Consider the following 26,554-nt stretch of genomic DNA (forward strand, 5'->3'; position numbering starts at 1 on the left):
CTCCCTACTCACCTGCTCTCAATCCTCACTTTTACCCACAATTTTTGTTATTAAGAATAATGAACAATCTCACATTTTCTTGCAGGATCTCATACCCTATTCCCGGTAAACCCTCGGCACGTCGGTTAAGAAATCCTCCCAATTGACCCAGCCATGTTATTGCCTGAAGCACTGTGGGGGGATGCTCGGGAAGGCGGCTTGTTGTCTGTATTCTGCAATACAGCGTTTGCCATTCTATCTTTGACAACACATCGGTGCAGGTAGCCTCAGGACACAACGCTGCCATTTTGGTCATATACATCAGTTTGAAGGCGATAATGCTTTTGAGGGTGATCATTTTCGTTAGTTTGGTTGCCGTATTTAAACGACATTGTTCAACACAACATCCTGATTTCAGTGTTTTGAAGAACTCTTCTATCTTCCATCTCAGTCTATACCAATTCACTTTCTCTTCTGCTTCAAAGGCGTCAGTGGCCGTCAAATTGGTCAATAATACCCATTCGACAGGCGCTACTCCTTCTGGAGGAGGCTGTTCTTTAACACTGATGGCAGATACGTGAACCTTTTCATGGATATGCCGTGAAGCGTCTTTATTGGTAGGCCCATAAACTAGATTATTTCTAATGGGGAGCCAGCCTGAAATGGAGCGAATATCCACATAAGCCGTTCTTGCTACCCTTTGCTGATTTTTGGGCAGGGTGAGTGCTATGGTTTTTAAAATCGGCGTCTTTGACAAGGCGGTTTGCACCGTTGTTTTTTTCCCCTTTTCATCGATAAATTTTCTGTCTTTCCGGTTGCGGATAATAAAAAATGTTTTTAGTGAGCTTGCAACCCGAAAAAGTTCGAAAATATCCGCTTCTCTGTCTCCCAGCGTGATTAAGCAGGTATCTTTGGGTATCAGCGCCGCTGTCTCGTAGAGGGTCTCTATCCACTTAATACTTTCTTTCTCTTTCATTGTCGATTGATAAAGCCGCCGCTGTTTTTCCTGAGGCGTTTCCTCTCGGGAAACACGTGACCAGCATTTAAGCGAGGATAACCCAAGCGGCAAGCCCTCCTGAGTTACCATCAAACTTGCATGAAGCATCAACCCCATTTTATGTTTGTGATAGGCTTTAGATATACTTCCCAACCCCTCTGTCTTTTTATGTGAGTCAAAGTTCAACTCTGATGTGTCCTGAAGAGAAAAAACCAGTGAATGCCCCTCCAGACGTTTTTGTGTTTGCACACAATGTGTACGGAATAGCGCGCTCTCGCTCACTCTCTCATTGCTAAAAAATCGATAAGCCCCTTTGGCCTGTGACCAGGAACCATGACAGCTTGGGTGAATTGAACCTGACGCTTTTGATGATAATAAACCTGCTGTTTCAAAAAAACGCTCTTTAAGGCGTTTATCTCCGAAATCAATTTGATGAAATTCTCCCCGGATCCACTCATTCCCATTACCCGTTACTGTTTTCATGTGCCTGTTTCCTGATTTAACTATTGACTCTACCAATAATCCAATTTCACCTGAATCATTTTTCATTCAACGTTGTGGGTAAAAGTGAGGATTGAGAGCAGGTGAGTAGGGAGGGAGATATTCAATCCAATGCCCGGCTTTACTGATAGCCTGCTGAATGTCGAGACGTTTGTGGAAACTGGCGTTATCCATCACGATGACACAATGAGGAGGACGAGTAGGCAAAAGGCGCTGGGTAACCCAGGCGTAAAAAACATCACTGTTAATGGAACAAAAAAATAATCCGACCGCCATCAGGACGGTTCCCAATAACGCGCCAATGACATTTGTCCGGCCCTTAGCCTGTCAATCCTGGGTACCCCAACAGCGTTGACCTTGTGCAGCATAACCGTGGGTTCGTGGCATATCGTGTGCGAAACCGCTTTCATCCAGATAAACGACCGGTTTTCCCTGCTTTTTATAGCAGGCTATCGTGTCCTGGAAGGCGCGCCGTGTCTCTTCGTCTGCCTTGGGATGACGCAGGGTTTTTTTTATAGGTGACGCCCAGGTTTTTCAGTGCCTGCCAAATGGCTTTCTGGCACACCTGAAAGCGCACCGCCCGTTCCCGTTGGTAAGCATCGGGATAAAGTGCAACATCTTTAGCTAACGCCACTTTATCAAGCTTACGCCGACGGGGGGAAGAAGGTTTAACCTCGATACGACTGAGCCAGCGGGTAACGGAAGCTGAACCAATGTGGAAGCGTTTAGCGGTCTCTCTGATACTCAAGTTTTCTTGCTCTCGAATACCCAGAACTTTACGGCGAAAATCGACAGAGTGGCTCATCGCTAACTCCCTGTTAAATAATTTAGCTATACATTGTAATCAAAATTAATACGTTACGCTATATGCTCAGACCTTCCTGCTCTCGAACACTGAGGATTTTTCGCCGAAAATCAACTGAATAATTCATCTTTAGCTCGTTTGGATTATTTTTTACATTGTAATCAAACTTAAAACGTATAGCTATAGAGCAGATTCGTCACCGTTCACCACAGAGTTTTATCGTTAATTTACTCGATAGTGAAAGTGCAGTGGTAATGGCTCGTATCACACCATAAAGGGGGTAAAATAGGCGTCTGCGCGGCAATGCGAAAATTATTCCAATTGGCGTATGGTGTGTTGAAAGCGGGCATGTCCCTCGATGCAAAAATAGCACTTACATCATGGTGGGCAAGACGGCATCTGTCCGGGTAACGGGTGCTAAAACACAGTTGATGTAGTAAGTTAATTGAACGCCATCAGGCTAGTCGAGAATCGGCAGGGTCCCGTGTGTTATCGGCAGCACTTAAACAGGAAGGGGAGCCTGTGGGGCGTGATATTACAATCAAGTCAGGCTATATAGTGTTAATGATTACCAAATGCCACTGATGAAAGAACATTAAGCGGCATAAAACTCCTGAATTTGTGTCCAAAATTATTTGACCAGAACACTTTACGCTACTCCACGAATGTCGATAAATAATCTGAATAGGGGTTGATTCTCACTCAGTTGTGAACCATGCTCATTACAGGTACTCAACGCATTCCGAGCCGTTTTTAATGAAAACATGCTGCAGTTTAATACAAAATATAAATTCTATACATAACATTATTTATTTAGAAATATTACGACAATAACGAGGTGATTATGGGTATCAGCGTATTATCTTCTGGCTCATTACAGCAATTAACCCGTTGTAAAAATACATTTTTTTCTGCAATGAGCGCTGCCTTTAGAGGTGTTAGAGGTTCATATGATATATGTAATCGTACTAAACAACAAAATTTAAACAAAAGCACAGTGGTAGGGATTAAATTTAAAGAGATTGATCCAGAGGTATTTATCAAGCATTATCTAAAAACACCTGAAGTTGAAAAACAACTTTCCAAATTAAAAAATGGGGAGAAAGAAGGGGAACTATTCAACCTCTTATATGATCATCATAAAACGAAAAGTCTTACTGCTTACCATAATGCAAGACTAATAATAGAAGAAAAAATCTACTGGTATCCGGATAATAAAAAAAAAGAAATTCGAACAATTATACCTAATATACTTACTTTATTTGAAAAAGATCTCTTCTCAAAATTTTAAGATCTGGTACAAGAGTCATATGTAGATATGGCAGACTCGCTATAACTTGATAAAAAATAAGAGAATTGTTACCAGCAATGTAAAACTGACCCACTAATGACAATTGAAAATTGACCCACCTGAGGAAAAATTACCGCTTTTTTAACATAAAAATTGGCGGTGTAAATAAAGTGTTAACTCAGGAGCTACTAGTGGAAATTCACGTGTTACATCGACAAGGGATGAGTATTCGAGCAATCGCTAAACAGCTTCACCTATCACGCAATACGGTACGCCGTTATTTACGGAATATCGCCAAAACACCCCGTTACAGCCAGCGTACTACACCGTTATCAAAACTGGATCCCTTTAAATTTTATTTACTCGAACGGATTAAAGCAGCAAAACCTGACTGGATCCCTGCCACTGTGTTATTTCGCGAACTTCAAGCACGAGGCTATGGGGGAAAAGACGGTATCCTGAGAAATTATATTTGGCAGTTTAAAACCAAAACGGAGGAACCTGTACAACGCTTTGAAACACCCGCCGGCAAACAGTTGCAGGTAGACTTTACGACCATTCGAAGGGGAAAAAAGAAGCTCAAAGCGTTGGTCGCGACCCTGGGATATAGCAGGGCAACTGATGTTCTGTTTAGCCAACATGAGCGACAAGAAGATGGGTTACATGGTACTGAAGCTGTACTGGATTATTTTTGGGGTGTATCCCAGCAGCTCCTGTTCGATATAGATGAACGACATAATAATGATTATACACTATATTGAGAGAATAAGGCGTCAAGGCTGCAATTTAAGTCCCTTCTTTTGCTTTTGGCTTGTGCCCATTTATGTTCAATGGAATTGAGATCAGGTGAGTAGGGAGGGAAATATTCAATCTGATACCCGGCTTTACTGATAGCCTGCTGAATGTCGAGACGTTTGTGGAAACTGGCGTTATCCATCACGATGACACAATGAGGAGGAAGAGTAGGCAAAAGGCGCTGGGTAACCCAGGGCGGGATTCCACTTTGCTGATTTTTTAACCAAAAATAAGTTTACTACGAAAATCGGCTGACCAGGCGGCACGTCTACGTTTACTGGCAATACTATCTTGTTTACCTTTGTGCTGTTTAATCACACCCAACGCGACGCGATTGAAAAGAGCGACATGGGCTGCTCCATCCGGAGCTTTTATCAAGAGTTCATCTTCTCTAAACACCACATCCAATACCCAGTGAAGTTGATTTTCTATCCCCCAATGCAGCCGAATTGCCTGTGCCGCTTGTTCTGCATTCAGCGGTAATGAGCTGACATACCAACGTGACCGACAGTGGGTGACATTATTTTTTGTTCGTTCACTAGCGACCTCAATGAAAGTACGAATGGTAGGCCATTTCGCTTTTAATTCATTGGGTAATTCCGCATTAATTTGCATAACCGTACGTTTTTCTATCCGGCCATGCCCCTGATTAGTCTGCGTATATTCGTGCAATTTATCGCTATCATAGGCAAAAGCAAATTGCTGTTTTACCTGTTCAAACAGCTTCTTTTGAGTCGCTTTAAGCTGCACCACAAAATTGCCTTTACGTTGCGTGATAAGTGATAAAGTTGAGGTTTCGCAATGCAATGAATCGAGCGTCACAATGCATTATCCAGCGCTAACGCGTCAATGCTCTGACGGGCTAATTCTCCTTCTTTTCCCTTATTGTTCGCCGCTTTTTGATAAAGCGTAATACCAGCATCAACATCATAGGCACTCACCACATGCAGCGCAGTGCAAATCTCTTCAGACCAGGTTCTCCGCAAGGTTTTACCGTCGATGGCGAGCAACGTCTTACCGGCTCGTTGGCGTCGTTCGTTAATCCATAAAAACAAGGATTGAATCAGCAAATTTGTATCTAATGCATTGATGATTTTAGCAATACAATGACGACGTGGGCTCCCACCATGATAAGAGCCATATTTTTTTAGCCAATCGAGCTGAGCTTCGCCAAAATCCTGGATGGATTTCCATCCCGAGGCCCCACTTAACACGGCGGCAAAAAACAGGAAAATAACATCGAGCAGGTGATGTTTGATATTAATATCTTTACGCGGGTCAGGGATCAGGGCTAATTGCTTTAAAATACTCATGATTACATATTCTTTAGGATACATAATATTATGATCTTACTGCCTATTATTAGTTCACATTAAAGTGGGATCCCGCCCTGCTGGGTAACCCAGGCGTAAAAAACATCACTGTTAATGGAACAAAAAAATAATCCGACCGTCATCAGGACGGTTCCCAGTAACGCGCCAATGACATTTGTTCGGCCCTTGGCCTGTCAATCCTGGGTACCCCAACAGCGTTGACCTCGTGCAGCATAACCGTGGGTTCGTGGCCTATCGTGTGCGAAACCGCTTTCATCCAGATAAACGACCGGTTTTCCCTGCTTTTTATAGCAGGCTATCGTGTCCTGGAAGGCGCGCCGTGTCTCTTCGTCTGCCTTGGGATGACGCAGGGTTTTTTTTATAGGTGACGCCCAGGTTTTTCAGTGCCTGCCAAATGGCTTTCTGGCACTATTCTGGCCTAATAAATTTGGACACTAAAGAAGGGAAAAATTTTAGTGAAGAGATAGTAGACCTCTTCGGAAACTCTGATTTATCTAATTTCCATGTTATAAATTGCTGCAATCAGATTAAATCGTAATCCAAAACGTTTTCGCCTGTTTCGATAACGATCTGATACGATTTTAAATCGTTTAATCATACCAATGACATTTTCGTTTAATACACGCTGGCTTGATAACTCACGATTGTTGCGTTTATCTTCTTTTGTTAAGGGATTTTTCTTTGTCTTTTTCTTAGACAACGCCGAGTTTGAATGGATCTTGCCAAGCCCTTGGTAACCTGTATCTGTCACTGTTTTGATTTCAGGATGTATTCGCACGCCAGACTCTTTGAACAACCTAAAATCATGACGCCTCCCATGAGTAAAGCTTGTACAGATGACTGCTTTGCTTTTTTATCGACGATCACTTGGGTTTTTAAGGTGGGTCGTTTCTTTTTTCCTGAGTAAAACTGCTTTTGTTTTTTTGGGGACGTTCAATCGGCGTTTCTGTGGCATCAATAAGAACGAGCTCATACTCCCTATCACTTTTTAATAAAGCTTTGCGTCCAGGGAGTGCAAAATCAGGATGCTTTATTAGCGTATTTTCTATCCATTTAATCGTTTCATAGCAGGTGCTCTCACTCACCCCATCGCTTCGGCTAACATGAAAATAAGTGCGATATTCCCGTAGATACTCAAGGGCCATTAATAAGCGATCTTCTAAACCCAGCTTGGGTTTCCGACCTCCTTTCCCTTGCTTACATTTATCTGCTTCATTCAATATCTTTATCACCTTTTCAAATGTACTGCGTTTAACTCCGGTTAAGCGCCGAAATTTTTCCTCTTCCAATACCTTTATTTGTTCATATTTCATGGGGGCTCCTTGTTCAGGAGATTTTTAACAACATTCCTACATGAATGCTATAGCAGGCGCCGTATCAGTTGATTATGAAAATTAGAAATAACATATTGATATTAATTAATATTTATTAACAAAAGTGATCACGTTACATGGCGCCTGCTATAGTTTCCGAAGAGGTCTAGTGAATAGATTAAGGTATAAAGAAGATGTCTCCCCAGAAATTTACGCCAGAATTTAAACATGAAGTGGCTAACTTAGTGATTGAGCAAAATTACACTATTTCCCAAGCGAGTACGGCCATGGGTGTTAGCAAAAGTGCGTTACGACACTGGGTTATACCCAAGTGAAATCAAGATGCAGGATTTAGCGCCTGGAAATTATCGTTTAAGCGAGATACCAGAGAACTTGCCATTTGTGGTAGCTTCACCTCAAAGAAGTTTAAGATATCGTTCTTAAAACTCTGTTTAGATGGGTAATATCTATTGTTTCGTGTTTGCTCATTCATCACCTTCCACAATCGCTCTATCGGGTTTAGATTCGGGCTATACGGCGGAAGGTAATGAAGCTGGATATTCAACGTAAGCGCGGCGTCTTGCACAAGCTGTGAACGGTGATAGCTGCACCCTCGAGGATCACATGTGCCGTTGTCGTGATGGGATAATGCGCGCGAATGGCAGACAGGAAGTGAACCACATTTTCGCTGTTAATCGTCTCATCATCACGGATTATGGGGTTAGCCACATTCTGGATGTTCAAGGCTCCCATGATATTCAACCGCGTTCTGCTCCCGGTGGTCTCTATCGTTTTATCCTGGCCTTTTCGTATCCAGCCGTAGCTTATTTTGGTGGCTTGTGTCGGATGAACGGCATCAATAAACAGTATGGGGTCATTACCCGCGGCGTCTTTCAATTCGCTGTAGGTCTTTATAAATTGCTGCTGTTTCTCAACGGCAAATTTATGCGGAACACCTTTCGGCTTTTTATAGCTAAAGCCATGCTGCTTCAACCCTTTATACAGACCTGATACGGTAAAGGTGATGTTCCAGCGTCCAGCGATATACGCCACAATTTGGTGATTGTGGTGGTAGAGCTGCTGGGTGAGATGTTCAACCAGCGACGTGGTCTGTTCCGCATTGAGATAGCCATCGGAGCCGCCATTTTCAGGCTTGAGCTTGTTGAGTTTATGATAGTCTGTAAGGTGGCGCCGCACCGTGGTTTCATTAATGAGCTGTGAGTGAGCAATCATAGGGGGAGTCCAGCCGTCTGCGGACAACAAAACACACCGGATCCTGTCACAGACACGGCGGTCATGGCTTTGACGATGTTGGGCTTCGAGGGTAATTTTCTGGTCAGCAGTCAGCTCTATTTTCATGGCTATGAGCATGATCCTTATCGACTTCAAAATCAAGCATCTTCATTGATCACGGGTATAAAACCACTAGAAACATCAAGGCTAGCGGCATTGGCGTTACAGAAACTTTTTAATCATCCCTTTAAAAATGAGATGATGGGCATTGGCAAGATAGGATGGGATGAGCGTGGTTGGGAGGTTTTCCGTGCTGATCAAGTGCTGGCACAGCTTGGGCGTAGTAAACTCAAACCACAGGTTTCATATCATTTAGTGAGTGACAATGATCACGCTGTCAAAGAGCGGTTACTGGCTGTTAATCACCATGCTCGCCTTGCAGCATGGAAGGAAAACGCCTTCTTACAGAGAGGGCTATAAGGCAAGAGAAGATTTAGAACAAGCCCTAACACGTTTGAACTCGAGTTTACAAGAAGTTTCAATGTACCGCTTCTCTCCACAGTGTGTTAAATTTGTTTTGCAGCTCTTCATGGTGCCACGAGAAAAGACTCTGTAGATAATGGCTATTTGCAGAAGAAAAAATAGACATCGCTAAAACCATTTGATCAATGTTGCTGCCTGCTAACTGAAATCCTCCGGCTTCTATTTTGTCTATTTTCGACTCAGATTGATCATAATAATTTTTGATCGTCACACTGTTATTTGCCCCGTTAATCAGTATTATCAAATCATTATTCTGTTGTTTTAACCACAGTGTTTTTTTGTTGATATTCGCCGAGGTAAATTTGAGGCTATTGTGTCCCCCTCTTTCTTCAATAATATCGTGACCGTCATCCTGTGCTATCAAATAGGTATTGTCTCCGCCACCCCCTAACAGCGTATCGTTACCTTTACCTCCGATCAGGGTGTAGTTGCTGTTATTGGTAAGGTCGATGAAGATGTCATCGCCAGCCAATAAATTTAACTGATCATTAACCAGTGCGTTGAGCAGCGCACTTTCATGGTACACAATGGCAACGTCATCACCTGCAGTGATCTCCAATCGCCCTAACGATAGATTCCCTGCGTTGTTGCGGACTAACGGTAGAAGGGTATCGTTTTCGTCTTGTACACTGATATGACGGTAACGCACGTCCTGCATAAAATTAGTAATACGCACCGTAGGATATAATGTTGGCATGTCACGATAGCTAAGAATAATGTCGTTAGCTTCCTGTTGCAGATGGATATCTTTAATCGATAGTGGTAATGCCAACGTGTCCTGAGGTAACAGATCCCCGATTGTATCATCATAATTATTGATAGTAATTTGACGACCCGGCTTTTTATGCTCAATAACATAGTGATCTGAACCTCCTTTCCCTATCAGAATATCGTTGCCTTGCGCACTCTGTAACCGATTATTGGTATCATCTCCTTCGAGTCTATCGTTAAACGGGGTTTCGGCGATAATCAGTTGCATAAAGCTTGGCAACAGATTGGCTCTTACCTCACGTCCGGCAATATTAATGGTGATTTTTCCTTGTTCATTTTGGGTAGACAAATGAACTTGTATGTCTGCTGGTTTTGATCTTTGGGTTAATTTCTGCCAATTTCGATCCCATTCAGGTTTATACCGTGCGGCTAGACGGGGTAGTAACGGTTCACTGTCGTCGGAGGGAGGCATGAGTTGTTGTGGCCACCCGCTTATCATGAAGCCATCACGGGTATACAAAAGAAAATTATGTTGCCGTGATCTTTTTTTACGAGCAGATTTGTCAGTGAAAGCGTTAGAAGAAAACGGTTTATCAGCTAGAGTATGATAGGCACCAGGTTGGTGAGTTAGAGGATCCTCCTTGGGATCACTGTACATACCATACAATCCTAGCGTGGTGAGGGTACTGTTATCATTGCGCAATGTGAGCAGGACAAAACCCTCTTTATGAGAAACAGAGACGATTTGTTCTGCTGTGTAATCTAGCAGGACATTGCTGATCTCCTGCGTATCGGGGGCCTCGAATACCGTTACCATCGCATTTTCAGGGCGGTTATTTTGCAAAATACGGTAGCTGTCTGTCCCTGTTCCTCCAAGGGCAATGCCCGCCTGCAGCATTAGAATGTCATTACCGCCCTCGCCGAATAGTGAATCTTTTCCACCTACACCGTTCAGAAGATTATCATCCTCATTGCCCCGCAATATATCATTGGTTTCACTATGCCCCTGTGCATGTTCAATATGTAGTAAATTGGCAATGATTTTTTTATGGTTGGATGTATAACTGACTGTGCCAGTATTGAGGTTGATGATATACCCATCATTTTCCGCCGGTCTGGCGACAGCAATCACGGTATCATGCTGGTCAGTGGACGTCGGATCTTCTCCGCCGTCAAGCACACTGGGTTGATGGGGTGCAGGTTTACCCATCAACAAAAAGCGATCGGCATAGCGGCCACCGCTAAAGTTTTTGGTTCCTTCTTCCATTTCAAAGCTATATTTTTGATCCTGATTGCCCTTTACGACATCATTGCCGCCACCCAGTCTCACATCTGTGATGGTCTCTTGTATCGGAATAGCGCTCAACGTATGGGTGAACACAATGCCGGCCTGATTGAGTGAAAATAAGGCTGGCTTGTCGTCCCTATCCAGGGTGATTCCTAAGATTTGTTGCTCACCCCGTACGGCCAGTCGATTGGGGCGATAAGCCACCCGCTGACCCCTTTCTTCACGCTGTGTATCATCGGTCACGGGGCCAAAGCGGCCATTTTGTCTTCCGTGGCAGAGGGTATAGCGTCCGTCATTCTGGATCACGACCAAATCAGCACGACCGTCACCATCTATATCTGCAAGCTGTATTTGCTCGGGATTAAAGTCAGCCAGTAGTGCAGTCACTGAGGCATAGGATTGCTCCGATCCCTTTTTAAACGGCACCCGGCGCTGGTTTTTGTTGACTCCTAATAGGATATGTAAACGCCCGTTTTTAGTCAGTGAAACGATGTCATCACAGCTATCACCATCGATATCCCCTGTCATATGATGGATATATTGTGACGCATCGCCTTTGTGTAACGCCGCTAATGATGCAGAGATCCCCGTACTAAAAGTTCCCTCCGATCCACCATAATTAATGTTAACATCAGAACGAGTAAATGATACCCAATCGGCATAGCCATCACCATTAATATCCGCTAACACAGGTGTTGCTTGTAATGGAGCTGACACCCGTATTTCACCTTCATCTTGTATTGCAATGTGCTGCCTGACAAAACCACCACCCTCCTGTATGAACAAAATATCGATACGCTCTTCATCATCCATAATGAGTATGATGTCATCCCGATCATCATTGTTAATATCGCCTATCAGATAGCGGGCTGTTGTAGGCACCTCTCCCGAGTTGTAATCAATGGGCGGTGCCTCCGTATAACTGCCGTTGATATTGCTCAGTAACAGATAAAGGCGCTGCGCAGTGAAATAGCCGATATCGCGTCGACCGTCACCGTTAAAATCGCCCATCACGCTGTGATAATTTGCCTCCATATGTTTATTAAGTGATGCACCATCTTGATCGATGAACTGACCTACCCGTTGAGATTGAGCACTAAATGTTGTCATAACGACATTAATGCTAAGTTCGCTATTATTGATGGTATCGTCAGTATGTAGAAGTCGTTTCGGGGTATAGTAGTGGTACTCACTGGGAACCACACGGGGTTTATCAAGTATGAGCGGATGCTGCCCCAGAGAATATTGTCCTAAGTACTCGGTCAACGCCCGAGATATCATCGCCTGAATATCTTCACTGGGCAGAATGTGATCCCGTATCACGTGCTCTCTGCCAGCCAGATCTTTAGCCACTATTTTTTTATAGGGATGCCCTTCCACTTCAACCTCACCGAGACTGGTATAAAGGATATTAATTTGTCCGTTAGACTGCAGGATTTTCTGGGATTGTTCTACTAGTAGGCGACTATATTGCTGGCGAACCGTTTCTCTTGTTTTTATATATGCGACCCGATTTTCTATCTCGGGATCTGCTCCCTGCCCAGTGAATACCCGCCAGCCATTATGTAGTGTTTCCATGGGTGTTAAATGCACATATTGCCCAATATTTTCTATCTGGCGAACAGAAGAATAGATTTCACCTCCTAATATGATCCCCGCACCGACGATTAAACCAACGGGGCCTGCCACTGTGGCCGCGGTGCCACCTAAGGCAAAGGAAATAGCGGTACCAATGCCAACGGCTGCGCCCATCAGTGAGAGCGAACCATTCACCATCAGATCTTGTTGAATTTTAAGATCTGAGGTGGTGTCTAACGCCTTAAACGACCGAGTAGCCTGGTAGAGATCAAAACCGCTGGACATCCCCCTAACAATGGTCCACCAAATCTTACCATCTTAAAACCGGCACTGGTGCCTATTTGACCGAGACGTGAGCCAGAGATCGCTGTATTAGCGAGAGAATATCCCAGTCTACCAAGGCCGTATTGAGCTATATCAATGGCGAAATTGGAGGAAAAAGACGCTATGGCTAGCTTTTCTTCAAACGCCAAATCATCCTTTTGTTGTTGGGTCAACACATCACCTTTAAGCATTTCACGATATTTTTTCAGATCATAAAACCCGCGTAGATAGCCGTATCCCTGCAGCCCAGTACCAACACGATTGTTGAATTGTGTCACTCGCCGCCAGCGACGGGGTATTTTTTGCAGTTCTGACCACAGCGCCGGCTTAATCTGAGCTCCTTCTACTTGCTGATTAATTTCATTGAGCAGACGAGTTGCTACTGTCCCTGCTGCGGGATCGCTTTGGGGTGTCAACAGGTAATTAACGTTTTCTAGGAGAGTAAGCTGCTGTTTCAAAAACAGTACAGCCTGTGCGACGGCGATTTTATCTGTTTGGCTCAGGTAATGACAGAGTCGCTCGGAATCAAACTGCAACGGTGAGGTGAGCGTGATTTCAGTGCTACCGTACATGGGAGAAAATGCTTTACCCGCCAGGGTGGCACCCATTTTGCTCAGTACACGAGCCGGCAAGGTGACTCCGTTTAAGGTGATATTTGATGCCCCTGCTAGCTGCTGTTGTTCGCTGTGGAAATCGCTCAGAAATGTCTGGAATATCGTCAATGCCGGATAGTGCTGTCTGGCCTTATTCATATTTATTTTGTAGGTGGCTTCAAACATGAAAAGCTCTCCCTGCTGTATCATGCCGTAATGTTGTCCGCGAGTTCTCTGGTTATCAAGGGGGTGATGCAGGCCCGCTAGATAGGTTTGCAGTAGCGTATTTATGACTTTCCCGTTATTTTCAGCATTGGTGCTGCTAATGTTGACTTCTCCAACATAGGGATCATACAAAGAGTAGATGTGCTGTTGTCCTTGGTAACGGCTAGACAGCATCAGCACATTATGCGCACCCTTTAATAGATACTCTCCCTCGCTGTCGGAGCTAATCCCCTCTATGGGAGTAAAAATGTCCTGATTGCTGAGGTCGATTGATCTTAAATTAGCGAATTTTTGCCGGAAATTATTAAGCTGTGAAGCATCGATGTCGGATAGAGCACCCTCTGCCCTTTGTTCGTTAATCATGGCGTGTGTCATCAGAGCATTGAGAAAATCTTGTGTTTGAGGGTCTCCCAATGTGCGTGCATTCAGCCAACCTAGTCCTATCTCGGTTGCCGCTGAAAGAGCATGAAGGCTATTATCGCCGATAAACAGTCCTTGTGGAGTAACCCGGGTCTGAATTGCTATGCCGGGTGTATGATTCTCCATACTTACACGCTGCCATGCGGCGATACTGCTTGCCTGGCTGGTGTTCCAGCCTTTACTCTGATGGAGAGCTTTTTGCCCACTGAATCCCTGCAACTGAATGTAGGAATCCTGCAGTTGTAGCAGTTGATGGAGGTCATAACGCCATGCCTGGTAATGTTTATCATCAAAGGTGGTCAGTATTAATTGTTCTATGTCTAAAATGCCCTCTTCCCGGTGGAAAGAATCCGCCAAATCAAAGTATTGCTGCTCATCCAGTGCTGAGAATTTCAGCTTCCCCGAAGCGAGTTTGTCAACCAGCACGATAGCGCGCACCAGACGTTCTGCCAGATCGGAGGCAGGGACCAATACATCTTGTTTGTTCCAGGTTAATACCAGTTTGTCATCACTCATTTTATGGTACATGACGCCGTCATCGCCCAACGTGGCCTTCTGGCCGAGTCTATTGATGGAGACATCCGTGCGTCGTGCGGCGACATCAGCACGGAGCCCTATCGCATCCAGTGATAGCGCAAATTGCCGAGCGTAGCCGCCGGTTTGTAGGTGATAGTCGGTGAGTGAACATCCCACCAGGCTGATATAATTGGGATCACTGTCGATACCATAGACAGTTTTCAGTTTGCTACTAAACTGCCTGATACTTTCTGCCAACTCAGCAGGGTTGTACCCTGCGAGTGTTTGGTGATTAAGTTCGCCTTCAACACTGTGGCCATGTCCCACCACCTGCCAGCGTAGATTACCCGCTAGCATACGCGGATTACCATAAACGAGATGGTAGTTGCCTTGTACATCAAGCTGAAATAGCACTGAACGATCAGGATGTTTGCTGACTAATCTCGCAGCAGCTTCCATGACCACGGGGTCATCTTCAAGCTGAAGAATAATTTGGCTGTCAAACCGAGAGTGGAAGCCACGATTGAGCGTGTTAACCGTTGGTTTTTTCCACTCATCGACGTTATCCCGTTTGGCCTGATCGGAATGAGTTTCATTTGATGGAGCGTCACGAATATTCTGCTCGGTACCTTGCAGGGTCACTTCACTGATATCCAACACTTTAAATCCTTTTTGTATTAGAATTCTTGTAAAACCTACTCTTCACGTAACGAACAACGGTTTTGCAAAGAGTCTATTGAAGTTTATCAAGAGTTTTAGAAAAATCAGGAGTTTTTGTTGAATGGGCTGAAACTATCTCCACTGCGTTCAGGGATTTTATGGATCCGCAAAATTCTCTGTAGGTTTCAAAAGAGGCCTCATGTGGGAGCCAGGCCCCGCGGCAGGTTTCAGGTTGCTTTCAGTCGCAAAAGGGTTGAGTTAACATTTCAATAATTTCGCCGTTAGCTGGCGGAAACTCAGTACTCCGTAATTCGCTCTGATGCACCCAGCGCGTCGGTTGTCCTTCGCGACCAAAGGGCTCGTTTTGCCACCGTTTTACCAAATAAAAATGTAAGGTCAAGGCACGATCAGTATAGTGATGCTGTAGTGTTTTAAACAGTGAGGCTTGTTGTACAGTAATACCGATTTCCTCCAGTAACTCGCGTTTTAAAGCAGCAAGCGGCGTTTCATTTTGCTCAATTTTGCCCCCAGGAAATTCCCAAGATCCGGCCATATGTGAATGATTGACGCGTTGAGTAATAAATATTTCTTGTTGTGTGCTGCGGACAATACCTATGGCAATCTGTAAGTGCTGCAATTCGAGTTCCTCCTATCTTATTATAATTTTTCTGATGTTTTTTTACGCTAATAACCTGTTCGAAGTCTCTTGTGCCCGCCGTGTTTTGGTCAAGTAATTCGTCAAAAATGCGCCCAAAATGCCCATTTACTCCTTTCCGTTGTATACAAAGAAAAAACTGCGTTTTTTCGCCCATTTTTTCCTCTTCTGAGCACAGAAAAAAGATTTGAAACAGGCTCTAAGTGAAATAAAGTTACACTAAGATAAAATAACCAATAAAAAACAAATAGATAAAATATTTTTTGCTTATATAATAGGCAACAAAACACGACAAAGCACAACTTTTCAGTCACTATTTATCAATATGTTGCCTCTTCATTTCGACCTATCGTCTTGCTCTGAACGAAGATTCCTTTCTGTAATTCATCGTAAAGTTATTCATTTTAGAAAAAGCTATTCTTTTTTGCCTCACTCTTCAGTTCATCATCAAAATAAAGCATATCAGCTAGATCTTTACAATTAGGTGAATTTTTTGCAACTTCAGCTGGATTTGTTAATAAAGACTTGACAATCCCATGGAATTCAGGTTTGACATTTTTACATATCCACGCTAAAAATAAGCTGCGGCTTTCAGGATTTATCGCTCCGGGATGTTTATAAATGTCTTTGGGGTAATCGTCTGGATATATTTCATGCATAATATCTACCTTAGGGGACATTGCCGCTTTTTGAAGTAAAGAATCTTCTGTCGTGGCTACTATCATAGCCAGTAAAAGCGCATAGTTATCCGCTGTTCTTAAATAAGAGTAATCATAAACCATTTCCTTTGTTACAGGATCTTTTCTATCCCAGTTATTTACCAAACCATATGTGGTATTACATCCAGTAAAAATTACTTCTCTATATTTCATCCCTTTTTTTACTATATTTATATCAATAAAATTAACGCTTCCTTTATTCAAGGTCATGTTTTCTATTTTAATATCTGTTAAATATATATCTTTATTATGTAATTTTTTTAAATCAAATGCTGCATCTTTAAATGCACTAACCTTCAGTATGGTTCCTTTTTCGAGTAAATCAAATAAATCTTCACCTGCATTAGGCGCCACTATTTTATTCTTAGCGACAACCAAACCACTTATTACTGTCGGTGTCTCTCGTAGAAGTCTATAATATTTGTTATTACCTTCATCAAAGTCAGTCCAGTTCCTAGAAATAAGGTTACGACTGGGTATAAATACTACAACTCGCCCATTTCTTTGAACTAAACGTTTAGACGTACCTTCTATCTGATCTTCATCTTTAAGCTCTTCACCTGGTGTACAAATAACACGTTCAGAATATGTCCTTTTCATATCAAAATAATATGTTTTCTTTTTATGTGTCAGATTAGTCCCACTATATTTCATTTCCAAAAATTCATGATCTGTACCTTTTTTTTCATCTTTTTTCTTTAAGGTTTTTTCATGTTTTAAAAAATAGTTTGCAATTTTTTTGCTTATAGAAACGATATTTTTTTCTATAAACTTTTCTAATTCATTTGCACTTTTTCCAGGCAAACTAAAGAATTCACACCCATTTTGTATAATTGTTTTATATGACTCATTAACAGGTTGATTATAGATAGATATTCCATAGATATTAAAAAAAATCTTTCCTTCTTGTAGAGAGACGGAAAATTCATTTTTTTCATCAACATCCGCTAAATCTCTCATTTCCGAGAAAAACATTAATTTATTTAAACTCTGATCTTGATAGATTTTCATTCTGCCATCATCTGGTTGAATTGCACATAATTTTTTATATAATAATCCAAATTTATCATTCCTTATTTTATATGAGTCAGGATATGAGGTTGATGGTTGAAGAAAAATCATTTTGACCCATTTTTTGGAAATATCATCAATATCTTGACTGAAAATAGATTCTCCAGCTATATCAAATCTCATTTGGCTATGATTATTTAGAGAAACAGTACATTGCTCTTCTCCACCCTTCCCAGCCATCTTTACTATGTCTGCAAAAATCCTACATTTTTCGAGACTATCGTCTTTTTTCGAATTTTGGTGTAATTCATCATACAATCGTTCAAACTTTTTTTTTTCTGCTTTCACTTCTAAATAAATCAAAAAACCGATAAAGAAAATTCATATGTGTCGCTTTTTTTCTATCTCCACTGAGCATAGCCCCTATTCTTTCGCCCCCTACTACCACAAGCGTGCCTTGAAAATTTAAGAATGTATTATTGGTTATCATTTCTACCTTCTATTAAAATATTTTGTCACAAAAATAATCCTATTGTTACAGGACTTACATAAAGCCCAGGATTAATATCTTTTCAACCACTAGCGAGATAAAGTGTTTTTTTAATTTTTTTACATCGAAATACACTGGGCTTGCGTGAGTCATGTATTAATTAGACTCTTCTTGAAAAAATTATCTTCTAATAAAATGTATTTTATTTTGTTTATAGTAAATTTTTTTCATTTTACAGCACAATGAGCCCATCCCATGCATTAAGGCAGGATTATACTCATTAATTAACCAATTTAAGGTTGTAAAATATTCAATTTCTTTATGTTAATTGAACTTGTGAGGAGTCTTGATCTGTAAAATGCTTGAATACAAACCTTATTGATTATAAATAATATAAAATGGAATCCCGTCTTGGGTTGTTGCGTGCTGGGAGCCAACATAATGACCCTATTGTACTTATCCAAACTCGACTTCTAGATTAGAGTACAACAAGTCTGAACACGCCCCTTCACCCGAGATAACATCCCCTTCTTACGCAGTTCGGTTTTACTTCCACTAATCCGCGAGACTAATGATATATCCACACATTCATCTGGAATTTTGCAACAGAGCACATTAGTAATGGCGAGTAATATCCCGTAGTCAGCAGCAGTTATATCATCAATAGATTTAATTCTTGATATTTTATTCATTACTAAATCTATGTGTTCTCTGTCGGATTTATTCATAAAATTGTCCAAAGCACTGTGAACCTTTTTTCGCTCTGTAGCTGAAAAATGACGACCAAGGATACCTGGAACAAAATATTTCAGATGATACGCATTATTATTAATCCATAGAGAACTTGATGTCCTATTTTGCAGTGTACAGTTGTATAATAATAAAAGAGACAGTGTACTGATATCAGGGGATTTTTCTATCAATGAATAAAAATGATCTAGATTTTCTCCTAACGATGGTTCATTTCTGTCTGAAACAACAGCTAACGAAGAACCTTTAGGTAACAATGCTGCGTTGTCAATTGCAGCAGCACCGTGACAGGCTGTCATAAATATATTTACAGGTTTATCCGTACATTGCCCAATCTTCGCAAAAAAATCGCTACAACTTATATATTCACCATCTAAGTCAATCATTAACTGACCATTTTCTAGTATTCCATGTGAAATCACGAACAAAGTTATTCCACAATTGTTGTCAGAGCTGTTTTTTTGAGCTAATAAATTGATGGTATAGCGTAACGTATTAATTTTGATTACAATGTATAGCTAAATTATTTAACAGGGAGTTAGCGATGAGCCACTCTGTCGATTTTCGCCGTAAAGTTCTGAGTATTCGAGAGAAAGAAAACTTGAGTATCAGAGAGACCGCTAAACGCTTCCACATTGGTTCAGCTTCCGTTACTCGCTGGCTCAGTCGTATCGAGGTTAAACCTTCTTCCCCCCGTCGGCGTAAGCTTGATAAAGTGGCGTTAGCTGAAGATGTTGCACTTTATCCCGATGCTTACCAACGGGAACGGGCGGCGCGCTTTCAGGTGTGCCAGAAAGCCATTTGGCAGGCACTGAAAAACCTGGGTGTCACCTATAAAAAAAACCCTGCGTCATCCCAAGGCAGACGAAGAGACACGGCGCGCCTTCCAGGACACGATAGCCTGCTATAAAAAGCAGGGAAAACCGGTCGTTTATCTGGATGAAAGCGGTTTCGCACACGATAGGCCACGAACCCACGGTTATGCTGCACGAGGTCAACGCTGTTGGGGTACCCAGGATGGGCAGGCCAAGGGCCGAACAAATGTCATTGGTGCGCCACCTGGAAAGTCATGCCGGAGACCGGATCGGTGACATTCATCACATCATCGGCGATATCCCCGCCTTGAGGCATCGCCGGTGTCCGTGACGCCAGCAGAAACGCATTGCGATCGAAGGCCATGTTAGCGGTGTATAGCGTAGGCTGTATAAATTGATGTATAATTTCAAGATGACTTATCCATTAAAATTTCGCCAACATGTATTGGCTATTAAAGAGCAAGAAAAGCTTACATATGCCCAAACGGCCACACGTTTTTGTATTGGGACCGCAAGTCTGATGCGCTGGGCTAAACGAATAGAACCTTGTCTGACACGTGATAAACCCGCCAGTAAAATAGCTCGAGCGGCGTTGATTCTTGATGTGGAAACCTACCCTGACGCGTCTCAATACGAGCGAGCCCAACGTATGGGAGTGAGCGCTAGAGGTATCTGCCATGCGTTGAAACGGGCAGGGTTTAGCTATAAAAAAAACATTTTATCATCCAAAAGCCAACGTCCAATCCCGAGAAGATTTTCAGATCAAGATCCAGGCCTATGAAGCCAGCGAGACCCCTATTATTTACGTTGATGAAAGCGGTTTTGCTCATGACATGCCCCGCCTCTACGGCTATTGAGCTAAAGGTAAGCGGTGTTACGGTCAACATGATTGGCACGCTAAAGCACGTACCAATGTCATTGGCGCTCAGCTTAACGGAAAATTAACCACCGTTTGTGCCTTTGAATACAATATCAATAGCGATATTTTTCATGCGTGGGTAACCCAAGACTGACTGCCAAAAATCCCTCAAGGTGCTGTTATCGTGATGGATAATGTGAGCTTTCACAAACGCCAGGATATCCAGTCTACTATACAAAAATCTGGTTTTATTCTGGAATATCTCCCGACGTATTCTCCTGACCTCAACCCGATTGAGCACAAATGGGCTCAGGCTAAAGCCCTTCGTAGGAAACGACAATGCGATATCGACACTCTCTTTCTGACCCTTTATTTTGAATCAATTTATACGGCTACAGCCATAGTGACCAACCAGCGTGACAGCGGTGTTGTCCGCCAGGTCTTGCAACAAGCCCGGTGCAGACAGGGTGATAGTCGAGGCGCTGGCCGCGGCCACCACGTATTGATGCGTATCGCCGGTAAAGGTGACAATATCCCCTCGGTTTATCGTGCCACTGCCGGTATCCACCGCGATCAGTTGATCACCGATTTGATAACCGCCCGCTTTGTTGACCAGAAACCCACTGCCTGTCCCTGCTGTGACCCGTTTGATGCCCGCGGAATTGTGCAAATTAAAGCCTTCGATACGCCCGATGGTCCCTTCACGCAACAGGGCTTCGCTGCCCGCTTCGTTGACTTTAAACAAGACGGATTGTTTGCCGCGAATGTTGGAAATAGCCGCTGACCCCAAGACCATTTGCAAATCGGTGGTCGGGGCTCCGTTATCTTCCAGCACGCGACGCGCATCGGCAAAATCGGCCAGGTCTTCTTTGACGCCAAAGGGAGTGCTCCCTGCCTTTCCGACAGCCCGCGCTGAGCCGGTGTACAGTGCCCCTAAATCGCGATCGACTGCGTTCGCCAGGGCACGAAAGGCTTGTTTGAACTGGTCAGCCAGCAGCAGGTTATAGGTGCCTGCCGACCCGACAGCCAGTTGTTCTTCCCCGTTCCATTGCACGGGCGCCATTTTGGATTTGCTGATTTTAACTTCCACTGTACTGATGGTTTGTTCCGCACTGCCTGCTGCGGTGGGACCAGGCACGATGTCCACCGTTTTATCGATGGGGGCCACCGGTGCGGTGATATTTTGATCGAGGGCGGCGGCTTCCGCTTTGCTATTACGGGCGACGGCGGGAATAAAACCGACTTGCTCACGGGAAACGCTGTCTAATGCGGTATAAATCGTGGGATCAACCCCGTTAAGGTGTTTGCCATGCTATTGCTCCAGGGTAATGTGTGTACAGTTAATCGACGATCGAGATACCGTCTTTGAATGCGGCCTGTTTGCTGCCGATGTCCAAGGCATCAAAGGCGCTGCGTTTGAGTGTTTTTTGTCCGTGCTGCTGGGGTGTGGGCTGCGAGCCGCCCACACGGTGGCCGGAGGCTTTCAGAATGTGGTCTTTGTGCGGATACTGTTCGATGAGGTATTCTAAGGCTTCCTCAAACTCCGCGATTTCCCCGGGCTGACGGCGTGAGAATACCTTGTTGCCTGCCGCATCCGTGGCGACCACCTTGCCCGCGTCAATGCTGAACGCCTGACCGAACCGGGCTTGCACCAAATCCGCTGGAATAGCCAGGTTATCCTTGATAAACGCCGAACTGCTGAAACGTCCGCCAATCATCTCTTGATACAACTGGGCTTCCAGGGTTTTATTTTTGCTGCTGGCCTCGTCAAGCTGGGTTTGAAAGGCTTGAGTGATTTGTGCTTTCACCTGATCAACCGCGCCCGCATCGATTAATTTCTTTTGATCGATGTGGGTGAGCGTTTGCAGTGCTTCACGGGCTTTCGCCGGGTCGTCAATGCCTGCAAACGCCTTGAGTTTGGCCTCGAGTGCTTCCTTGGCCTCACAGTGGCCTTTGGCCTCGCCATTGAGGGCGCTAATTTTGTTCAAGGCCGCCACCGCATCAAAGGGGATCGCTTTGCCGTCCTCATGCAAATACACCGGCATGCCGTTTTCCAGTACTGCTTTTCCTTCTGTATCGAGGTGTAATTTCATTGCTCTTTTCTCCGCCCGCAGGCTGGGTTAACCGGTCATCCGACCCGGGCGCTGGGGCGCCTCCGCTCACAGCTGTTCATAAAAAAAGCCACCCTGGGGTGGCCTGTGTGAATGTTTATTTTTTACTCTGTTTGGGTGATTTTACGCAGCTGTTCCAAGGTGAGCCATTCCCCTTTGTCGCTGAAAAAGTCATCGGGACGCCGTCCCTCCTCTCGCAGCATTTTAGCGCGGGTTTTACCTAGGAATTGGATTTGCCGCGCGTAGGGTTGTTGCTGTAACCAGTCAGAATACGTGGTATCCGCAGGCACTTGCCCGTCCAGGCTGGCGCGTGTGCCCGGGTCCAGCTCATCTAAGTCAATGCCCAGGGCGCGCCAGGATTTGATGACCAGTGTCTCCGTTGAGCGACAGCAAAAGTGCAGTCGCCCCGGTCCTTGTAGATAGGGGATGTGATGGCCGAGTGGCTGGCCGGCTAGGGTGTAGCACAAACGGTCACGGATAACACAGGGTGATGAGGTTTTGTTATCCATCGTACTGAGCCACTGTTTTCTGTCTATCATTGCGGCGTTATTTTCAGCAAATTTATCCCGTGCTACCGCTGAAACATGGTTAACAGCGGTTTTGACCACACTGGTGAGATTTTTGCGACTGATGTCCAGTACCCCATCTTGATACTGTTTTGCCCTGCTCCCGCGTACTTTGCGTGTAATTTGCTCGATGGTATCACCCAAGAGAAACCCGTTTTTTACCGCGTTGTTGATACGCTGAAAGCGATCGCTTTCCAGATGACTGACCCAGTCGTGCAGTAAACGCCCTTGAAAGGGCTCCGCCATCGCTGCCGCGTAAACCTGTTCTGCGGTGATAATCGCTAAGGGATAGCGGTGTAGCACCCCATCAGGCAGCAGCTTATCAACAAGACGGCAGTGATAACCCGCTTCGTGCTCGGCAAAGGCTAGCAATTCCTCACTGAGCGACAAATACAGGGTACTCATTGCCTGCTGATTCACCTCTTGGACACAGGCTAACAAGCGGGCTAACTGTTTGACTTCGATGTGCTGCGGGTTCACTTGCTCCACTCTCCCGAAAAGTCGGGCGGTTAATTCAGCATCATATTAGACCTCTTCGGAAACTATAGCAGGCGCCATGTAACGTGATCACTTTTGTTAATAAATATTAATTAATATCAATATGTTATTTCTGATTTTCATAATCAACTGATACGGCGCCTGCTATAGCATTCATGTAGGAATGTTGTTAAAAATCTCCTGAACAAGGAGCCCCCATGAAATATGAACAAATAAAGGTATTGGAAGAAGAAAAATTTCGGCGCTTAACCGGAGTTAAACGCAGTACATTTGAAAAGGTGATAAAGATATTGAATGAAGCAGATAAATGTAAGCAAGGGAAAGGAGGTCGGAAACCCAAGCTGGGTTTAGAAGATCGCTTATTAATGGCCCTTGAGTATCTACGGGAATATCGCACTTATTTTCATGTTAGCCGAAGCGATGGGGTGAGTGAGAGCACCTGCTATGAAACGATTAAATGGATAGAAAATACGCTAATAAAGCATCCTGATTTTGCACTCCCTGGACGCAAAGCTTTATTAAAAAGTGATAGGGAGTATGAGCTCGTTCTTATTGATGCCACAGAAACGCCGATTGAACGTCCCCAAAAAAACAAAAGCAGTTTTACTCAGGAAAAAAGAAACGACCCACCTTAAAAACCCAAGTGATCGTCGATAAAAAAAGCAAAGCAGTCATCTGTACAAGCTTTACTCATGGGAGGCGTCATGATTTTAGGTTGTTCAAAGAGTCTGGCGTGCGAATACATCCTGAAATCAAAACAGTGACAGATACAGGTTACCAAGGGCTTGGCAAGATCCATTCAAACTCGGCGTTGCCTAAGAAAAAGACAAAGAAAAATCCCTTAACAAAAGAAGATAAACGCAACAATCGTGAGTTATCAAGCCAGCGTGTATTAAACGAAAATGTCCTTGGTATGATTAAACGATTTAAAATCGTATCAGATCGTTATCGAAACAGGCGAAAACGTTTTGGATTACGATTTAATCTGATTGCAGCAATTTATAACATGGAAATTAGATAAATCAGAGTTTCCGAAGAGGTCTAATGAAAGAAAAAGAAAGTATTAAGTGGATAGAGACCCTCTACGAGACAGAGAAGCGGATAGTTTCGAATTTTTTCGGGTTGCAAGCTCACTAAAAACATTTTTTATTATCCGCAACCGGAAAGACAGAAAGTTTATGGCTGTAGCCGTATAAATTGATTCAAAATAAAGGGTCAGAAAAGAGAGTGTCGATATCGCATTGTCGTTTCCTACGAAGGGCTTTAGCCTGAGCCCATTTGTGCTCAATCGGGTTGAGGTCAGGAGAATACGTCGGGAGATATTCCAGAATAAAACCAGATTTTTGTATAGTAGACTGGATATCCTGGCGTTTGTGAAAGCTCACATTATCCATCACGATAACAGCCCCTTGAGGGATTTTTGGCAGTCAGTCTTGGGTTACCCACGCATGAAAAATATCGCTATTGATATTGTATTCAAAGGCACAAACGGTGGTTAATTTTCCGTTAAGCTGAGCGCCAATGACATTGGTACGTGCTTTAGCGTGCCAATCATGTTGACCGTAACACCGCTTACCTTTAGCTCAATAGCCGTAGAGGCGGGGCATGTCATGAGCAAAACCGCTTTCATCAACGTAAATAATAGGGGTCTCGCTGGCTTCATAGGCCTGGATCTTGACCTGAAAATCTTCTCGGGATTGGGCGTTGGCTTTTGGATGATAAAATGTTTTTTTTATAGCTAAACCCTGCCCGTTTCAACGCATGGCAGATACCTCTAGCGCTCACTCCCATACGTTGGGCTCGCTCGTATTGAGACGCGTCAGGGTAGGTTTCCACATCAAGAATCAACGCCGCTCGAGCTATTTTACTGGCGGGTTTATCACGTGTCAGACAAGGTTCTATTCGTTTAGCCCAGCGCATCAGACTTGCGGTCCCAATACAAAAACGTGTGGCCGTTTGGGCATATGTAAGCTTTTCTTGCTCTTTAATAGCCAATACATGTTGGCGAAATTTTAATGGATAAGTCATCTTGAAATTATACATCAATTTATACAGCCTACGCTATACCGCCAACAGAAAATCGCACAAATCCGCAAACTGACGCCCGGTCGGGTTGAACTCTACCGTAAAATCAGGCAAGCCGACGGCACTGAACGCTGGATACTGCACGACAGCTGGGCCACCTCTTGCCCGCGTATTCCGCTGGTCACGTTGTACAGCAAACGCACCGGTTTTATGTGTGGCGCCCCGCCGCTATTGAATCTGGCGTTACTCAATATCAAACATTGGCAAAGCCAGAGTGAGCAAGACAATATTTTGCATGTGGCCTAGGTGCCCATCCTCAATGTGTTTGGTCTTGAAGCCGGCGAAAAGTTGACCATTGGTGCCTCAAGCGCGACACACTTTAGTGACCGCACCAAACAGGGCAGTGCGTACACCGAACATTCGGGCGCCGCCGTAGGAGCAGGCAAAGAGGCACTGACGGATTTGGTCGAGCAGATGCGTCAAGCCGGGGGCAAGCTGTTGCGCAGTCAAAACAGTAGCACCAAGACCCTCGACCAAGTGAGCGAAGAGCGCCTACAAGAACAATCCCCGCTCTACACCCTGTCTAACTCGCTAGAAGATGCCCTCGATACCCTGTTGCAGCTGATGGCAGAGTGGTCAGGCGAAAAAGACGGCGGCAAGGTGGACATTCGTACCGAGCTTGAAACCGCCCAGCAAAGCTTCAATGCCCCGGCCGCCCTGGCGATACAGGCTCTGCGGCAAGGGGGTGATATTCGTCAAGTGGATGCCATCCGCGCCTTACAGGCACTGAACCTTATTGATGCCGATGCCAACCCGGAAACCCTGTGTGATGAACTTAACAATTTGCCACCGGATTTACTGTAACGCCCGCGTGGCATCGTGAGGTGACGCGCAGGCTGTATAAAAACACCCCGTTATCCTCATGCCATCAAACCGGTTTTTCTATTAA

Annotated in this window: 23 protein-coding genes and 6 pseudogenes; 10 read left to right on the forward strand and 19 right to left on the reverse strand. The window is 44.1% G+C overall.

The window, feature by feature from the left end; genetic code table 11:
- Nucleotides 1-31 precede the first annotated feature (31 nt).
- The 3 genes and pseudogenes from CCS41_RS06435 to CCS41_RS06445 all read right to left on the reverse strand — a co-directional run bounded on the left by CCS41_RS06435 (nucleotide 32) and on the right by CCS41_RS06445 (nucleotide 2,282).
- Nucleotides 32-1,525, reverse strand: coding sequence for an IS4 family transposase (locus tag CCS41_RS06435; protein ID WP_119797388.1), 1,494 nt, complete (start codon nucleotides 1,523-1,525; stop codon nucleotides 32-34).
- A pseudogene (locus CCS41_RS06440) lies at nucleotides 1,526-1,786 on the reverse strand (transposase); the annotation flags it as partial.
- Between the two features lie 130 nt (nucleotides 1,787-1,916).
- Nucleotides 1,917-2,282 carry an IS630 transposase-related protein gene (locus CCS41_RS06445; protein WP_119797390.1) on the reverse strand — a complete coding sequence of 122 codons (366 nt, stop codon included), beginning with the start codon at nucleotides 2,280-2,282 and terminating at the stop codon, nucleotides 1,917-1,919.
- An 844-nt stretch (nucleotides 2,283-3,126) separates the two neighbouring features.
- On the opposite strand from CCS41_RS06445, the gene CCS41_RS06450 reads away from it, so the two are divergent.
- Together CCS41_RS06450 and CCS41_RS06455 are read left to right on the forward strand one after the other, a co-directional pair.
- Nucleotides 3,127-3,573 carry a hypothetical protein gene (locus tag CCS41_RS06450; protein WP_119797391.1) on the forward strand — a complete coding sequence of 149 codons (447 nt, stop codon included), beginning with the start codon at nucleotides 3,127-3,129 and terminating at the stop codon, nucleotides 3,571-3,573.
- A 170-nt stretch (nucleotides 3,574-3,743) separates the two neighbouring features.
- The gene (locus CCS41_RS06455; RefSeq protein WP_420836489.1) at nucleotides 3,744-4,334 is read left to right on the forward strand and encodes a helix-turn-helix domain-containing protein; all 591 of its coding nucleotides are present in this window, start codon (nucleotides 3,744-3,746) and stop codon (nucleotides 4,332-4,334) included.
- On the opposite strand, the gene CCS41_RS06460 is transcribed toward CCS41_RS06455, so the two are convergent.
- The 3 genes and pseudogenes from CCS41_RS06460 to CCS41_RS06470 form a co-directional block, all read right to left on the reverse strand.
- Nucleotides 4,319-4,543: a transposase gene (locus CCS41_RS06460; protein ID WP_162860014.1), complete on the reverse strand. Its 225-nt coding sequence runs from the start codon at nucleotides 4,541-4,543 to the stop codon at nucleotides 4,319-4,321. The two genes, CCS41_RS06455 and CCS41_RS06460, sit on opposite strands and share 16 nt — an antisense overlap.
- Before the next feature lie 44 nt (nucleotides 4,544-4,587).
- A pseudogene (locus CCS41_RS06465) lies at nucleotides 4,588-5,681 on the reverse strand (ISAs1 family transposase).
- A 511-nt stretch (nucleotides 5,682-6,192) separates the two neighbouring features.
- Nucleotides 6,193-7,015, reverse strand: a pseudogene (locus tag CCS41_RS06470) (IS5 family transposase).
- A 194-nt stretch (nucleotides 7,016-7,209) separates the two neighbouring features.
- On the opposite strand from CCS41_RS06470, the gene CCS41_RS06475 reads away from it, so the two are divergent.
- A complete protein-coding gene (locus CCS41_RS06475; RefSeq protein ID WP_119797393.1) occupies nucleotides 7,210-7,350 on the forward strand; it encodes a transposase in 141 nt (46 codons plus the stop codon).
- Between the two features lie 2 nt (nucleotides 7,351-7,352).
- On the opposite strand, the pseudogene CCS41_RS06480 reads toward CCS41_RS06475, so the two are convergent.
- Nucleotides 7,353-8,374: pseudogene (locus CCS41_RS06480) on the reverse strand (IS630 family transposase).
- Between CCS41_RS06480 and CCS41_RS06485 the strand changes: the two are divergent.
- The gene (locus CCS41_RS06485) at nucleotides 8,324-8,728 is read left to right on the forward strand and encodes a hypothetical protein (RefSeq protein WP_119797394.1); all 405 of its coding nucleotides are present in this window, start codon (nucleotides 8,324-8,326) and stop codon (nucleotides 8,726-8,728) included. The pseudogene CCS41_RS06480 and the gene CCS41_RS06485 overlap by 51 nt on opposite strands.
- A 58-nt stretch (nucleotides 8,729-8,786) precedes the next feature.
- Here CCS41_RS06485 and CCS41_RS06490 read toward each other — a convergent pair whose 3' ends face one another.
- The 6 genes from CCS41_RS06490 to CCS41_RS06510 form a co-directional block, all read right to left on the reverse strand.
- A complete protein-coding gene (locus tag CCS41_RS06490; RefSeq protein WP_119797395.1) occupies nucleotides 8,787-12,653 on the reverse strand; it encodes an FG-GAP-like repeat-containing protein in 3,867 nt (1,288 codons plus the stop codon).
- Nucleotides 12,602-15,106, reverse strand: coding sequence for a C80 family cysteine peptidase (locus CCS41_RS06495; protein ID WP_240313867.1), 2,505 nt, complete (start codon nucleotides 15,104-15,106; stop codon nucleotides 12,602-12,604). Before CCS41_RS06495 ends, CCS41_RS06490 begins: the two co-directional genes overlap by 52 nt.
- A 238-nt stretch (nucleotides 15,107-15,344) precedes the next feature.
- Nucleotides 15,345-15,743 (reverse strand): 8-oxo-dGTP diphosphatase MutT, encoded by a 399-nt coding sequence (gene mutT, locus CCS41_RS06500; protein ID WP_119797396.1) that lies wholly within the window; start codon nucleotides 15,741-15,743, stop codon nucleotides 15,345-15,347.
- A gap of 422 nt (nucleotides 15,744-16,165) precedes the next feature.
- Nucleotides 16,166-17,839 carry a BUD32 family EKC/KEOPS complex subunit gene (locus CCS41_RS06505; RefSeq protein ID WP_119797397.1) on the reverse strand — a complete coding sequence of 558 codons (1,674 nt, stop codon included), beginning with the start codon at nucleotides 17,837-17,839 and terminating at the stop codon, nucleotides 16,166-16,168.
- Complete coding sequence (locus CCS41_RS15620) at nucleotides 17,814-17,981, reverse strand: hypothetical protein (RefSeq protein ID WP_162860015.1); 168 nt, start codon at nucleotides 17,979-17,981, stop codon at nucleotides 17,814-17,816. Before CCS41_RS15620 ends, CCS41_RS06505 begins: the two co-directional genes overlap by 26 nt.
- A gap of 473 nt (nucleotides 17,982-18,454) precedes the next feature.
- Nucleotides 18,455-19,159: a hypothetical protein gene (locus tag CCS41_RS06510; RefSeq protein WP_119797398.1), complete on the reverse strand. Its 705-nt coding sequence runs from the start codon at nucleotides 19,157-19,159 to the stop codon at nucleotides 18,455-18,457.
- A gap of 116 nt (nucleotides 19,160-19,275) precedes the next feature.
- On the opposite strand from CCS41_RS06510, the gene CCS41_RS06515 reads away from it, so the two are divergent.
- Nucleotides 19,276-19,641, forward strand: coding sequence for an IS630 transposase-related protein (locus CCS41_RS06515; RefSeq protein WP_119797399.1), 366 nt, complete (start codon nucleotides 19,276-19,278; stop codon nucleotides 19,639-19,641).
- 143 nt (nucleotides 19,642-19,784) lie between these two features.
- Here the strand turns inward: CCS41_RS06515 and CCS41_RS06520 are convergent.
- Nucleotides 19,785-19,922: pseudogene (locus tag CCS41_RS06520) on the reverse strand (P22 coat - protein 5 family protein); the annotation flags it as partial.
- A gap of 36 nt (nucleotides 19,923-19,958) precedes the next feature.
- Here CCS41_RS06520 and CCS41_RS06525 point away from each other — a divergent pair.
- Nucleotides 19,959-20,327 carry an IS630 transposase-related protein gene (locus tag CCS41_RS06525; protein WP_072549715.1) on the forward strand — a complete coding sequence of 123 codons (369 nt, stop codon included), beginning with the start codon at nucleotides 19,959-19,961 and terminating at the stop codon, nucleotides 20,325-20,327.
- 160 nt (nucleotides 20,328-20,487) lie between these two features.
- Here CCS41_RS06525 and CCS41_RS17900 read toward each other — a convergent pair whose 3' ends face one another.
- Nucleotides 20,488-20,745, reverse strand: coding sequence for a hypothetical protein (locus CCS41_RS17900; protein ID WP_275887679.1), 258 nt, complete (start codon nucleotides 20,743-20,745; stop codon nucleotides 20,488-20,490).
- On the opposite strand from CCS41_RS17900, the gene CCS41_RS17905 reads away from it, so the two are divergent.
- Entirely contained in the window at nucleotides 20,626-21,189 is a 564-nt protein-coding gene (locus CCS41_RS17905; protein ID WP_477021200.1) for a transposase, read from the forward strand. The genes CCS41_RS17900 and CCS41_RS17905 overlap by 120 nt on opposite strands.
- A 189-nt stretch (nucleotides 21,190-21,378) precedes the next feature.
- A complete protein-coding gene (locus CCS41_RS17910; protein ID WP_477021199.1) occupies nucleotides 21,379-21,672 on the forward strand; it encodes a hypothetical protein in 294 nt (97 codons plus the stop codon).
- Between the two features lie 73 nt (nucleotides 21,673-21,745).
- On the opposite strand, the gene CCS41_RS06540 is transcribed toward CCS41_RS17910, so the two are convergent.
- On the reverse strand, nucleotides 21,746-22,498 hold the full coding sequence (locus CCS41_RS06540) for a DUF6651 domain-containing protein (protein WP_072551133.1): 753 nt from the start codon (nucleotides 22,496-22,498) through the stop codon (nucleotides 21,746-21,748).
- A 122-nt stretch (nucleotides 22,499-22,620) separates the two neighbouring features.
- Nucleotides 22,621-23,571 carry a hypothetical protein gene (locus tag CCS41_RS06545; RefSeq protein WP_205411503.1) on the reverse strand — a complete coding sequence of 317 codons (951 nt, stop codon included), beginning with the start codon at nucleotides 23,569-23,571 and terminating at the stop codon, nucleotides 22,621-22,623.
- Between the two features lie 206 nt (nucleotides 23,572-23,777).
- Between CCS41_RS06545 and CCS41_RS06550 the strand changes: the two genes are divergently transcribed.
- Nucleotides 23,778-24,601, forward strand: a protein-coding gene (locus CCS41_RS06550) for an IS5 family transposase (protein WP_240313869.1) whose coding sequence is annotated in 2 segments (ribosomal slippage) — nucleotides 23,778-24,165 and nucleotides 24,165-24,601 — 825 coding nt in all. Because the reading frame shifts where the segments join, the coding sequence is not laid out codon by codon here.
- Nucleotides 24,602-24,782: 181 nt separating this feature from the next.
- On the opposite strand, the gene CCS41_RS17655 is transcribed toward CCS41_RS06550, so the two are convergent.
- Complete coding sequence (locus tag CCS41_RS17655) at nucleotides 24,783-24,974, reverse strand: transposase (RefSeq protein WP_240313880.1); 192 nt, start codon at nucleotides 24,972-24,974, stop codon at nucleotides 24,783-24,785.
- 265 nt (nucleotides 24,975-25,239) lie between these two features.
- Nucleotides 25,240-25,608 carry an IS630 transposase-related protein gene (locus tag CCS41_RS06560; RefSeq protein WP_119797707.1) on the reverse strand — a complete coding sequence of 123 codons (369 nt, stop codon included), beginning with the start codon at nucleotides 25,606-25,608 and terminating at the stop codon, nucleotides 25,240-25,242.
- A 36-nt stretch (nucleotides 25,609-25,644) separates the two neighbouring features.
- Between CCS41_RS06560 and CCS41_RS06565 the strand changes: the two are divergent.
- Nucleotides 25,645-26,469: pseudogene (locus CCS41_RS06565) on the forward strand (DUF4055 domain-containing protein); the annotation flags it as partial.
- Nucleotides 26,470-26,554: the final 85 nt, after the last annotated feature.

Origin of the sequence: Candidatus Fukatsuia symbiotica (assembly GCF_003122425.1) — a bacterium.
In the GTDB taxonomy this organism is placed as follows: domain Bacteria; phylum Pseudomonadota; class Gammaproteobacteria; order Enterobacterales; family Enterobacteriaceae; genus Fukatsuia; species Fukatsuia symbiotica.

Excerpts from the sequence above, each read along its gene's own strand:
- CCS41_RS06435 (WP_119797388.1), bottom strand. The coding sequence starts at position 1,525 with ATGAAAAATGATTCAGGTGAAATTGGATTATTGGTAGAGTCAATAGTT.
- CCS41_RS06445 (WP_119797390.1), bottom strand. The coding sequence starts at position 2,282 with ATGAGCCACTCTGTCGATTTTCGCCGTAAAGTTCTGGGTATTCGAGAG.
- CCS41_RS06450 (WP_119797391.1), top strand. The coding sequence starts at position 3,127 with ATGGGTATCAGCGTATTATCTTCTGGCTCATTACAGCAATTAACCCGT.
- CCS41_RS06475 (WP_119797393.1), top strand. The coding sequence starts at position 7,210 with ATGTCTCCCCAGAAATTTACGCCAGAATTTAAACATGAAGTGGCTAAC.
- CCS41_RS06485 (WP_119797394.1), top strand. The coding sequence starts at position 8,324 with ATGTTGGGCTTCGAGGGTAATTTTCTGGTCAGCAGTCAGCTCTATTTT.
- CCS41_RS06490 (WP_119797395.1), bottom strand. The coding sequence starts at position 12,653 with ATGTCCAGCGGTTTTGATCTCTACCAGGCTACTCGGTCGTTTAAGGCG.
- CCS41_RS15620 (WP_162860015.1), bottom strand. The coding sequence starts at position 17,981 with ATGATAACCAATAATACATTCTTAAATTTTCAAGGCACGCTTGTGGTA.
- CCS41_RS06515 (WP_119797399.1), top strand. The coding sequence starts at position 19,276 with ATGAGCCACTCTGTCGATTTTCGCCGTAAAGTTCTGAGTATTCGAGAG.
- CCS41_RS06525 (WP_072549715.1), top strand. The coding sequence starts at position 19,959 with ATGACTTATCCATTAAAATTTCGCCAACATGTATTGGCTATTAAAGAG.
- CCS41_RS06540 (WP_072551133.1), bottom strand. The coding sequence starts at position 22,498 with ATGAAATTACACCTCGATACAGAAGGAAAAGCAGTACTGGAAAACGGC.
- CCS41_RS17655 (WP_240313880.1), bottom strand. The coding sequence starts at position 24,974 with ATGGATAATGTGAGCTTTCACAAACGCCAGGATATCCAGTCTACTATA.
- CCS41_RS06560 (WP_119797707.1), bottom strand. The coding sequence starts at position 25,608 with ATGACTTATCCATTAAAATTTCGCCAACATGTATTGGCTATTAAAGAG.